Origin of the sequence: Pseudomonas sp. TH15 (genome assembly GCF_016651105.1) — a bacterium.
Taxonomy (GTDB): domain Bacteria; phylum Pseudomonadota; class Gammaproteobacteria; order Pseudomonadales; family Pseudomonadaceae; genus Aquipseudomonas.
This window is the reverse complement of sequence record NZ_JAEKEL010000002.1, coordinates 670334-681124: the sequence shown is the minus strand read 5'-3', so window position 1 is coordinate 681124 and position 10791 is coordinate 670334. Positions and strand designations below refer to the sequence as shown.

The 10791-nt window shown below is 58.3% G+C and carries 9 protein-coding genes and 1 pseudogene; 2 read left to right on the top strand and 8 right to left on the bottom strand.

Annotated elements, in window-relative coordinates; genetic code table 11:
• Window positions 1–68 precede the first annotated feature (68 nt).
• The 8 genes from JFT87_RS26940 to JFT87_RS26905 all read right to left on the bottom strand — a co-directional run bounded on the left by JFT87_RS26940 (window position 69) and on the right by JFT87_RS26905 (window position 8988).
• Window positions 69–803 carry an amino acid ABC transporter ATP-binding protein gene (locus JFT87_RS26940; protein WP_201206348.1) on the bottom strand — a complete coding sequence of 245 codons (735 nt, stop codon included), beginning with the start codon at window positions 801–803 and terminating at the stop codon, window positions 69–71.
• The gene (locus JFT87_RS26935) at window positions 800–1471 is read right to left on the bottom strand and encodes an amino acid ABC transporter permease (RefSeq protein ID WP_416350755.1); all 672 of its coding nucleotides are present in this window, start codon (window positions 1469–1471) and stop codon (window positions 800–802) included. Before JFT87_RS26935 ends, JFT87_RS26940 begins: the two co-directional genes overlap by 4 nt.
• A complete protein-coding gene (locus JFT87_RS26930) occupies window positions 1471–2217 on the bottom strand; it encodes an amino acid ABC transporter permease (protein WP_201206344.1) in 747 nt (248 codons plus the stop codon). Before JFT87_RS26930 ends, JFT87_RS26935 begins: the two co-directional genes overlap by 1 nt.
• Window positions 2218–2434: 217 nt before the next feature.
• Window positions 2435–3349, bottom strand: a complete 915-nt coding sequence (locus tag JFT87_RS26925) for a glutamate/aspartate ABC transporter substrate-binding protein (protein WP_201206342.1) — start codon at window positions 3347–3349, stop codon at window positions 2435–2437.
• A gap of 521 nt (window positions 3350–3870) precedes the next feature.
• Window positions 3871–5409 (bottom strand): glycerol-3-phosphate dehydrogenase, encoded by a 1539-nt coding sequence (gene glpD / locus JFT87_RS26920; RefSeq protein ID WP_201206340.1) that lies wholly within the window; start codon window positions 5407–5409, stop codon window positions 3871–3873.
• Between the two features lie 295 nt (window positions 5410–5704).
• Entirely contained in the window at window positions 5705–6460 is a 756-nt protein-coding gene (locus tag JFT87_RS26915) for a DeoR/GlpR family transcriptional regulator (protein WP_027922833.1), read from the bottom strand.
• A gap of 95 nt (window positions 6461–6555) precedes the next feature.
• The gene (gene glpK / locus JFT87_RS26910) at window positions 6556–8061 is read right to left on the bottom strand and encodes a glycerol kinase GlpK (protein WP_201206338.1); all 1506 of its coding nucleotides are present in this window, start codon (window positions 8059–8061) and stop codon (window positions 6556–6558) included.
• A 75-nt stretch (window positions 8062–8136) separates the two neighbouring features.
• Window positions 8137–8988 (bottom strand): MIP/aquaporin family protein, encoded by an 852-nt coding sequence (locus JFT87_RS26905; RefSeq protein ID WP_201206336.1) that lies wholly within the window; start codon window positions 8986–8988, stop codon window positions 8137–8139.
• Window positions 8989–9351: 363 nt separating this feature from the next.
• On the opposite strand from JFT87_RS26905, the pseudogene ybaK reads away from it, so the two are divergent.
• Window positions 9352–9820, top strand: a pseudogene (gene ybaK / locus JFT87_RS26900) (Cys-tRNA(Pro) deacylase).
• Window positions 9821–9918: 98 nt separating this feature from the next.
• Window positions 9919–10701, top strand: coding sequence for a PhzF family phenazine biosynthesis protein (locus JFT87_RS26895; protein ID WP_201206335.1), 783 nt, complete (start codon window positions 9919–9921; stop codon window positions 10699–10701).
• Window positions 10702–10791 lie beyond the last annotated feature (90 nt).

Genomic DNA, 10791 nt, shown 5'->3' with positions numbered 1-10791 from the left:
GCGACCCAACGGGGGCAAGCCCCCTCACCACACAAACCCGCTCCCACAGTTGGGGAGCGGTGCCTTTCTTAGTGCTGCAAAATCTTCTCGAGGAAGTGCTGCGCACGCTCGGAGCGGGCGTTGATGTCGCCGAAGAACTCCTCTTTCGGGCAGTCTTCAATGATCTTGCCAGCGTCCATGAAGATCACCCGGTCGGCCACTTTACGGGCGAAGCCCATTTCGTGGGTCACACACATCATGGTCATGCCTTCCTGGGCCAGTTGCACCATCACGTCGAGCACTTCGTTGACCATTTCCGGGTCGAGGGCCGAGGTCGGTTCGTCGAACAGCATGACGATCGGGTCCATGGCCAGCGCACGGGCAATCGCCACACGCTGTTGCTGGCCGCCGGAGAGTTGGCCCGGATGCTTGTGAGCATGGGCCGACAAACCGACGCGCTCCAGCAATTGCAGGCCTTTCTTGGTGGCTTCTTCCTTGCTGCGGCCCAACACCTTGATCTGCGCTATGGTCAGGTTTTCGGTGATAGTCAGGTGCGGGAACAGCTCGAAATGCTGGAACACCATGCCCACCCGCGAACGCAGTTTCGGCAGGTTGGTCTTTGGGTCGGCGATGGACGTGCCATCGACGATCACGTCGCCTTTCTGGAACGGTTCGAGCGCGTTGACGCATTTGATCAGGGTCGATTTGCCTGAGCCCGACGGGCCACAGACCACAATCACTTCGCCTTTTTTGACCTCGGTGCTGCAATCAGTCAGTACCTGGAAGTCGCCATACCACTTGTTGATGTTCTTGATAGAGATCATACGGCAAACCTTTTTTGCAGACGCTTGACCAGCAGCGAGGCGGCAAAGCTGATTGTGAAGTACACGAGACCTGCGAAGATCAGGAACTCATTGGAGCGGCCGATGATGTCGCCACTGGCGCGCGAGGCATTGAGGAAGTCCACCAGGCCGACGGTGTAGACCAGCGAGGTGTCCTGAAACAGGATGATGCTTTGTTGCAGCAACAGCGGGGTCATCTTGCGAAACGCTTGCGGCAGGATGATCAAACGCATCATCTGGCCGTAGCTCATGCCCAGTGCCTGGGCTGCGCCCATCTGGCCCTTGGGAATCGACTGCACGCCAGCGCGGACGATTTCGCAGAAGTACGCCGCTTCGAACATCATGAACGCCACGATGCACGAGGTGAACGCGCCGATCGGGGTGTCTTCGCCGGTGATCCAGCGCAGCACGAACGGCACCGCCAGGTAGAACCAGGTGATGACCAGCAGCAGCGGGATCGAACGGAAGTAGTTCACGTAGGCGCCGGCAACCCGCGACAGCAGTTTGCTCGACGACAGGCGCATCAGCGCCAGGATGGTGCCGAGGATCAGCCCGCCGATGATGCCCAGCGTCATCAGTTGCAGGGTCATGACCATGCCGTTCCACAGGCCGGGCAGGGACGGAATAATGCCGCTGAAATCGAAATCCATCATTTACCCCCTACGGAGATCAGGCCGGGTACGGCGACTTTCTTCTCTATCAGGCGCATCAGCAGCATCAGGCTCATGTTCAGGGTGAAGTAGATCAGGGTCGCCAGGGTGAAGGCTTCGAACAGGTTGGCGGAGAATTCGGCAGTCTGTTTGGTCTGTGCGAGCAACTCCATCAGGCCGATCAGCGAGGCCACGGACGAGTTCTTGAAGACGTTCAGAAATTCCGAGGTAAGCGGCGGAATGATGATGCGGTAGGCCTGGGGCAGCAGCACGTTCCAGTAGATCTGCGGCAGCTTGAAGCCCATGGCACGCGCGGCGGATTCCTGGCCACGTGGCAACGCCTGAATGCCGGTGCGCACTTGTTCGCAAACCCGGGCGGCGGTGAACAGACCCAGGCACACGACAACGCTCAGGTAGGCCGAGGTGGTCGGGTTCAGGTCTTGCTTGTACCAGTCCTGCAGGTTTTGCGGCAGCAGATCGGGCACCAGGAAGTACCAGATGAACAGCTGAACCAGCAGCGGCACGTTACGGAAGAGTTCGACGTAGCAGGTCGCGATGCCCGATACGACGCGGTTCGGTACGGTGCGCATGACACCCAGGATCGAGCCCAGCAGCAAGGCAACAATCCACGCCACGACGGCGATGGCGATAGTCCAGCCCAAACCGGAGATGTACCAGTCGAGATAGGTCTCGCTGCCCACGCCGGTGGACTTGAAGAACACGCCCCAGTCCCAGTTGTAATTCATTAGGGTCTCCCCTCGGATCGATCAATGTACAAGTGCCCGCTTGGGGAAGCTCCGTTCCCGCCCAACCTGGGTGGCCTGTGTGGTACAGGCCACTAAGATCAGGCACACGCGATCGGCTCGACAACCACCGGTTCGAGTGTTTCCAGAAAATGCCAGCAGGGAATGACAACCACCTGAAAGGGCAGGCGCCCTCTCAGGAGATAGGGTTAGTCAGAAATCAGGATTTTTTGTCGTCAGCCGCTTTGTCGGTCGGGCTGGCGATCAGCTTCTTGAGTTCGTCGCTCATCGGGAAGTTCAGGTTCAGGCCCTTAGGCGGGATTGGCTGCATGAACCATTTTTCGTAGATCTTGTTGATCTCGCCCGACTTGTAGGTGGCTACGATCGCGTCGTCTACAGCCTTCTTGAATGGTTCGTCGCCCTTGCGGACCATGCAGCCGTAGATTTCGTAGGACTGTGGAGTGCCGGTAACGGCCCAGTCATCAGCCTTCTTGGCCTTGGCCGCTTCACCCGCCAGCAAGGCGTCGTCCATCATGAAAGCAACAGCGCGGCCCGATTCCAGCATCTGGAAGGACTCGCCGTGGTCTTTGGCGGAGATGACGTTCATGCCCATCTGCTTGTCGGCGTTCATCGACTTGAGGATGCGCTCGGACGTGGTGCCCGCGGTGGTCACGACGTTCTTGCCCTTGAGGTCGGCGAAATCCTTATACACGGAATCTTTCTTCGTCAGCAGGCGGGTGCCGATTTCGAAGATGCCGACGGAGAAGTCAACTTGCTGCTGACGCTCGATGTTGTTGGTGGTGGAGCCGCACTCGACGTCCACGGTGCCGTTTTGCACCAGCGGGATACGGGTTTGCGAGGTGACCAGGTTGTATTTGACCTGCAGGTTTGGCAGGTCGAGGTCTTTCTTGATCGCTTCGACGATGGCCAGCTGGATGTCGTGGGAGTAGCCGACCGGTTTGCCGGACGCATCAGCGATGTAGGAAAAAGGAATAGAGGCGTCGCGATGACCCAGAGTGATGGTGTTCGACTCTTTGATCTTCTTCAGTGTGCCGGTGAGTTCGGCAGCGAAAACTGGAGTGGTAATCAGAGCGGCAGCAATGGCTGCGCCCAGGATATGGGGAACGATGCGCATCAAATTTTCCTCGACATTGTTTTTTTTATGGAGCCAGTTCGTCGGCCCTTTTGTGCTTCGAGTGCCTGGGTGCTCCTGAAGATTGGGCACGGCAGTACATTCGTCCCAGAGTGTAGAGCATGACTCGTGCCAGGCCAGTCTGATGTAGTTAAGTGGATGATTTATAACGTTATTAAAGTTTTGTGATGGTTTGTTTGGGCATAACTGATCCGGTTTACCGAATCGACCGGGAAGTCGCGTTCGGAAAACCGAACGAGCAACAGCCCCTCACCCTAGCCCTCTCCCGGAGGTAGAGGGGACTGACCGCCGCGATTGGGAGAGATGCACCGACGTGAGATACCGAGTCGAACGCAGATTGGGAATCCCACTGAGATCGGCTCCCTTCCCCCTCTACCCCTTGGGGGAGAGGGCTGGGGTGAGGGGGAAAAATTCAACTGACCCAATCAGATATTGAAGAATCCACACAACAAAAAGCCCCTGAATCTCACGATTCAGGGGCTTTCGTATAACCGGATTCCCGATCAGGCCGCTTCGATCTTGCTGCGGTTCTGCTCGACCTTGCTCAGGTAGTCCGCGAGCTTCTGCTGTTCGGCTTCGGTGGTGAACAACCCCAGTTTGCTGCGGCGCCACAGAATGTCGTGAGCGGTGGTTGCCCACTCTTCGCTGCACAAGTAATCGACTTCGCGGGTGTAGAGACCGCCGCCGATGTGTTCACCCAGGTCGCTGAGGCTCTGCACGCCTTCGAGCATGCGCCAGGTGCGGCTGCCGTAGCTGGTAGCCCAGCGGCGGGCGATTTCGGTGGGCACCCAGTCGAACGTGTCGCGGATCCGTGCGCTCAAGGCTTGCGGGGTGGTCATGTCTTCGCCGCCGGGCAGGGTGGCCGTCGCGGTCCAGCTTGGCTTGATCTGCGTGAAGTACGGCGCCAGTTGAGCCAGCGCCGACTCGGCCAGTTTGCGATAGGTGGTCAGCTTGCCGCCGAACACCGACAGCAGTGGTGCTTCTTCGCCACTGCCCGACAACGCCAGGGTGTAGTCGCGGGTCACGGCCGATGGATTGTCTGACTCGTCATTGCACAGCGGACGCACACCGGAATAGCTGTGCTGGATGTCCTCGCGGCTGACTTGCTTCTTGAAGTGGGCGTTGACCACTTTGAGCAGATAATCGGTTTCGCCTTCGGTGATCGCCACGGCAGCCGGGTCGCCGGTGTACTCGCGGTCGGTGGTGCCGATCAGGGTGAAATGGTTCAGGTACGGAATGGTGAACACGATGCGCTGATCTTCGTTTTGCAGGATATGCGCGTGTTCGCCTTCGTACAGTTTTGGCACGATCAGGTGGCTGCCCTGGATCAGGCGGATACCGTACGGCGAATCCATTTTCAGGTCGTCACGAATGAACTTGGCGACCCACGGGCCGGCGGCGTTCACCAGCGCCTTGGCGCGGATCGAAAACAGGCTGCCGTCAGCACGTTCCAGATTCAGGTGCCACAGGCCCTTGGCGCGACGGGCGCTGACGCAACGGGTCTGGGTGTGAACGTGGGCACCTTTCTCGCGAGCGGCCATGGCATTCAGGACCACCAGGCGGGCATCGTCGACCCAGCAATCGGAGTATTCGAAGCCTTTGGTGATTTCGCTTTTCAGCGGGCTGTCCGGACCGAACTTCAGGCTTTTCGAGCCTTCGAGTTTTTCACGTTTGCCCAAGTGATCATAAAGGAACAGGCCGGCGCGGATCATCCACGCAGGGCGCAGGTGCGGGCGATGTGGCAGCACGAAGCGCATCTGCTTGACGATGTGCGGGGCCTTGGCCAACAGCACTTCGCGCTCGGCCAGGGCTTCGCGTACCAAGCGGAATTCGTAATGTTCGAGGTAGCGCAGGCCGCCGTGGATCAGCTTGCTGCTGGCGGACGAGGTGTGGCTGGCCAGATCGTCCTTTTCACAAAGGAACACCGAAAGACCGCGACCGGCGGCATCCGCTGCAATCCCCACACCATTGATCCCACCACCGATGACGGCGATATCGTAGACCTCGGCGAGAGGGGGAGTAGGCAAGGTAGAAGTGGGCATCGGCTGGCCTCGGGCTTTTATGATTTTCGATATTTGAATTCGAACATTAATGTTCATTTGCGAAAATGGTAGCCCATAAAGGCGCCCACAGCTAGTCAACTTCGATTGAAAATACTGATCGAAGGGCCATTAAAGGAAAATTTACGAACATGGGATGCGCTTAATGGCGCGAGAGGTGTGTTGTTTGAGTGATCGCTTTCGCTACCAGGCTCGCCCCCACAGTTTGAAATGCATTCCAGTGTGGGAGCGAGCCTGCTCGCGAAAGCGTCGGTACAGCCAATGAAGATAAGAAGGGTTAAACCACTTCCAGCCGAATCTTGTGCTGACTCAACAGCTGCGCCAGCGCCGGAACGGGCTGCTGATCAGTCACCAGGCAATCAATCAAACTGATCGGCCCCAAACGAATCATGGCATTGCGCCCGAATTTGCTGGAGTCCGCCGCCAGAATCACTTTCCGGGCGTTGGCGATGATCGCCTGGGACACCCGCACTTCCTGGTAATCGAAGTCCAGCAGGCTGCCGTCTTCATCGATACCACTGATGCCGACGAGGGCGAAATCAACCTTGAACTGGTTAATGAAGTCGACACTCGCCTGGCCCACCACACCGCCGTCACGCCGCACGTTACCGCCGGTCAGCAGGACATCGAAATCGTCCTTGGCACTGAGCATTGAGGCGACGTGCAGGTTGTTGGTGATGATTTTCAGGTGATTGTGGTTGAGCAGCGCCCGGGCAATCGATTCGGTGGTGGTGCCGATATTGATGAACAGCGAGGCGTGATCGGGGATCTGGGCCGCAATGGCTTCGCCGATACGCTGCTTTTCATCGCGCATCTGGTCGGCGCGCATGGCGTAGGCGGTGTTTTCGACACTGGAGTCGTAGGCTGCGCCGCCGTGGTAGCGACGCAATAAATTGGCTTCCGCGAGCTGATTGATATCGCGGCGAATGGTTTGCGGTGTAACGACGAACAGCGTAGCCATTTCCTCGATGCTGACATAGCCGCGTTCGCGGACCAGCTCGAGGATTTGCTGCTGACGGGGAGGCAGATTCATGGGGCTTCCTTTGGGCTGCCGTGCAAAATTTGCCCATGATGCCGCAGGAATCTGCTCCCTACCAGTTACATACCGATACGAGTACTTACGTTGGCTTATTCAGCGCCTTCATGAGGTTCCCAGTCGCGGGTGCGGCTGACGGCTTTTTTCCAGCCTGCATAGAGTTTTTCCTTCGCGGTTTCTTCCAGGGCCGGTTCGAATTCGCGTTCGATGACAGCCTTGCCGCGCAACTCGTCCAGGCTGCCCCAGAAACCGCACGCCAGGCCGGCCAGGTAAGCGGCGCCCAGTGCCGTGGTTTCGCGCATTTGCGGACGCTCAACGTGCGTGCCGAGGATGTCGGCCTGGAACTGCATCAGGAAGTTGTTCGCTACCGCACCGCCATCCACGCGCAGGGCTTTCAGGCGTTCGCCGGAGTCCTGTTGCATGGCGTCGAGCACGTCACGGGTCTGGTAGGCGATCGATTCGAGTGCGGCACGAATGATGTGATCCACGCGTACGCCGCGAGTCAGGCCGAACAGTGCGCCACGGGCATACGGGTCCCAGTACGGAGCGCCCAGACCGGTGAAGGCCGGCACCAGGTACACGCCGTTGCTGTCCTTGACCTTGCTGGCGAAGTATTCGGTGTCGGTGGCATCGGCGATGATTTTCAGTTCATCACGCAGCCACTGCACGGTCGAACCACCGTTGAACACCGCGCCTTCCAGCGCATAAGCCACTTCGCCGCGAGGGCCGCAAGCGATGGTGGTCAGCATGCCGTGCTTGGACTTCACGGCTTTGTCGCCGGTGTTCATCAGCAGGAAGCAACCGGTGCCGTAGGTGTTTTTCGCCTGGCCTGGCTCGACGCACATTTGGCCGAACAGGGCAGCCTGCTGGTCGCCGGCAATACCGCCGATGGCGATGCCGCTTTTGGTGTGGCCGTAGATTTCGGACGACGACTTCACTTCCGGCAGCATTTCGCGCGGGATATCCAGCACGTCCAGCATCTTCGCATCCCACTCCAGGGTGTGGATGTTGAAGAGCATGGTGCGAGAGGCGTTGGTGTAGTCAGTGACGTGGACTTTGCCGCCGGTAAATTTCCAGATCAGCCAGCTGTCGATGGTGCCGAACAGCAGTTCGCCGTTGCGCGCACGTTCACGGCTGCCTTCGACGTTGTCGAGGATCCACTTCAGCTTGGTGCCGGAGAAGTACGGGTCGGTGACCAGGCCGGTGGTGTCGCTGATGTATTGCTCGTGGCCATCGCGTTTGAGCTGTTGGCAGATCTCGGTGCTGCGGCGGCACTGCCAGACGATCGCGTTGTAGATCGGGCGGCCGGTGGTCTTGTCCCAGACCACGGTGGTTTCGCGCTGGTTGGTGATGCCGATGGCCGCCACCTGGTCATGATGCAGGCCGGCTTGAGCCAGGGCCTCGACCATCACGGCACTTTGGGTCGCGAAAATTTCCATCGGGTCATGCTCGACCCAGCCGGCTTGCGGGTAGTGCTGGGCGAATTCACGTTGTGCGGTGCAGACCACGTTCGCGTCGCGGTCGAAAATGATCGCGCGGGAGCTGGTCGTACCCTGATCGAGGGCAATGATGTAGTTCTTATTCTGAATGTCGGTCATGTCGATTGCCTTGGACGAAATAAGGAGGTGAGGTCAGGCGCGCGATCAAATGGGCAGGATCGCGCGCCAACGGTATCAAGAGGTTCTTGGTTTGCCGTCAATGGCCGGTGTTGCGTCCTTTGTAGCAGGTTCGGGAGTCGGCAGATGACGGGCAATCAGCCCGCGATAGCCAGCAGCACCGAGGCAGGCACCGACAATCGGTGCAAAAATCGGAATCAGGAAGTACGGGATATCGCGTGCGCCGGTGAAGGAAACTTCACCCCAGCCTGCGAAGAAAGTCATTAGCTTGGGACCGAAGTCACGTGCCGGGTTCATCGCGAAACCGGTGAGCGGGCCCATCGAGCTACCAATCACCGCAATCAACAGGCCGATCAGCAGCGGCGCCAGCGGACCCTTTGGCAAGCCGTTGTTGTCGTCGGTCAGGGACATGATCACGCCCATCAGGATGGCGGTGATGATCATTTCAACCAGGAACGCCTGGGCAGTGGACAGGGCCGGGTTCGGGAAAGTGGAGAACACCGACGCCAACTCAAGGCTTGCTTGAGTGCCACGCACCATGTGGTGAGTTTGTTCGTAATCGAGGAATAGATTGCTGTAGAGCGTGTAAACCAACAGCGCGCCGCAGAATGCACCAGCGATTTGGGAAAGGATGTAGAAGGGCAGTTTGCGCTTTTCGAAGTCAGCGAAAATGCTCAGGGCGATACTGACTGCAGGATTGAGGTGAGCCCCGGAAACCCCGGCGGTCAGGTAGATCGCCATGCTGACGCCTACGCCCCAAATGATGCTGATTTCCCATAGACCAAAACTGGCACCCGCGACCTTGAGCGCGGCAACGCAACCCGTACCAAAAAAGATCAATAGTGCAGTACCCAGGAACTCGGCCATGCATTGGCTCGAGAGCGACGGTTGTTTCAAAGCAGTTGTCATCGAAAACCTCATTTTTTTGTTGTTGTCTGGCGCTTTATCATCTTGGTCAAAGCGCGATTTTCACCGAGGCAGGATCCCCATCCTGATCTTGGTTTACTGCCGAGTACTACTTCGGGATCATTCCTACAGTATTCGCATTCGAAAAAATATAGACAAGAAACGCTGATGTCAAAGGTCGAAAGTGAACCATCAGTCACAATAAAACTATTGGCGCTGTGAATGATCCTCGACGAGGGCCGATTATCGATCTTCTGAAAAGGCTGCAGGCCGCGGGAAACGCGGCGCTGGACTAGAGCCTTTTGTTATCTGATCGCCTAGAATCCGGCGCAGGATTTTTCTGCCACTGCCGAGCCTGGAGCTGCCATGACCCCTGCGTTGGACTTGTTGAAAAAGTTCGTGCCGAACATCGCGTGCACAGTTACGAACATGACCCGAAGGCCGCGTCCTACGGGCTGGAGGCCGCGGAAAAACTCGCGCTGGAGCCTGCGCAGGTGTTTAAGACGCTGCTCGCGGCCAGTGAGAAAGGCGAATTGCTGGTGGCAGTGGTGCCGGTCGTCGGAAGTCTCGACCTCAAAGGTCTGGCTCACGCGGCAGGGGTGAAAAAGTCGAGATGGCGGACCCGGCGGCGGCCCAGCGCTCCACCGGTTATTTGTTGGGGGGCATCAGTCCGCTGGGTCAGAAGAAACGTCTGCGTACCTTCATTGATAATTCCGCTCAGGCCTTTGCGACTATTTATGTCAGCGCCGGTCGACGTGGCCTGGAAGTCGAATTGGCTCCTGCTGTGCTGGCCGAGCATACCCAGGCCGAATTCGCCGACATTGGTCGCGCATGAGAATAACCTCGGCTGTATGAAGAAAATTGGCGGGTTCTGTCACTGGCGTTGATCCGAGCAGCGCTGCATGCTCTGCCGACTGACTTAGGGAGTCAGTTATGCAGCTTGAATTTCATCAGGTCGACGCGTTCAGTGATCGGCCGTTCAGTGGTAACCCGGCGATGGTGTATCGCCTCGATGCCTGGCTCGCCGATGAGCTGATGCAGAAAATCGCCGCCGAACACAACCTCGCCGAAACCGCCTTCGTGGTACGTGAAGGCCTGGTCTGGCATATCCGCTGGTTTACCCCGGCAACCGAAGTGCCGCTGTGCGGGCATGCGACCCTGGCCAGTGCGTTCGTGCTGTTTGAAATCTATAAAGAACCGGCCGAACGCCTGGACTTCATCTGCAAGTCCGGCCCGCTGAGTGTCAGCCGCGAAGGCGAGCGGTTGTGGCTGGACTTCCCGGCGCGAGTGCCGACGGAAGTCGGCGTGACCCTTGACGTCGAGCGCGTCCTGGGCGTGGAGGCGGTGGATGTGCTGGGTTCGAACGAGCTGTTGGTGGTGCTGGAATCCGAGCAGGCCGTGCTCGATTGCAAACCAGACATGACTGCCCTGGCGAAACTGCCATGGCCCGGTGCAATCGTCACCGCCAAGGGAGGCAAGCATGACTTTGTGTCCCGGTACTTCGCGCCAGCAATCGGCATCAACGAAGACCCTGTGACCGGCTCAACCCATTGCAGTTTGATTCCGTACTGGTCGAAGCGCTTGGGCAAGTCGAGTCTGACGGCGTATCAGTGCTCGGCGCGCGGCGGTGAGTTGTTTTGTCGGCTGGAAGGGGATCGGGTGAAGATCGGGGGGAATGCGACGCTGGTCGTGAGCGGAACGCTGCACCTCGGCTGACCCAAATCTAATGTGGGAGCGGGCTTGCTCGCGAAAGCGGACTGTCAGTCGACATCATCATTGACTGATACACCGCTTTCGCGAGCAAGC

What these genes read in the sequence shown, in the direction of transcription:
- glpK (WP_201206338.1), bottom strand. Translation starts at nt 8,061, where the DNA reads ATGACCGACATTCAGAATAAGAACTACATCATTGCCCTCGATCAGGGT.
- JFT87_RS26940 (WP_201206348.1), bottom strand. Translation starts at nt 803, where the DNA reads ATGATCTCTATCAAGAACATCAACAAGTGGTATGGCGACTTCCAGGTA.
- glpD (WP_201206340.1), bottom strand. Translation starts at nt 5,409, where the DNA reads ATGCCCACTTCTACCTTGCCTACTCCCCCTCTCGCCGAGGTCTACGAT.
- JFT87_RS26915 (WP_027922833.1), bottom strand. Translation starts at nt 6,460, where the DNA reads ATGAATCTGCCTCCCCGTCAGCAGCAAATCCTCGAGCTGGTCCGCGAA.
- JFT87_RS26925 (WP_201206342.1), bottom strand. Translation starts at nt 3,349, where the DNA reads ATGCGCATCGTTCCCCATATCCTGGGCGCAGCCATTGCTGCCGCTCTG.
- JFT87_RS26905 (WP_201206336.1), bottom strand. Translation starts at nt 8,988, where the DNA reads ATGACAACTGCTTTGAAACAACCGTCGCTCTCGAGCCAATGCATGGCC.
- JFT87_RS26930 (WP_201206344.1), bottom strand. Translation starts at nt 2,217, where the DNA reads ATGAATTACAACTGGGACTGGGGCGTGTTCTTCAAGTCCACCGGCGTG.
- JFT87_RS26895 (WP_201206335.1), top strand. Translation starts at nt 9,919, where the DNA reads ATGCAGCTTGAATTTCATCAGGTCGACGCGTTCAGTGATCGGCCGTTC.
- JFT87_RS26935 (WP_416350755.1), bottom strand. Translation starts at nt 1,471, where the DNA reads ATGGATTTCGATTTCAGCGGCATTATTCCGTCCCTGCCCGGCCTGTGG.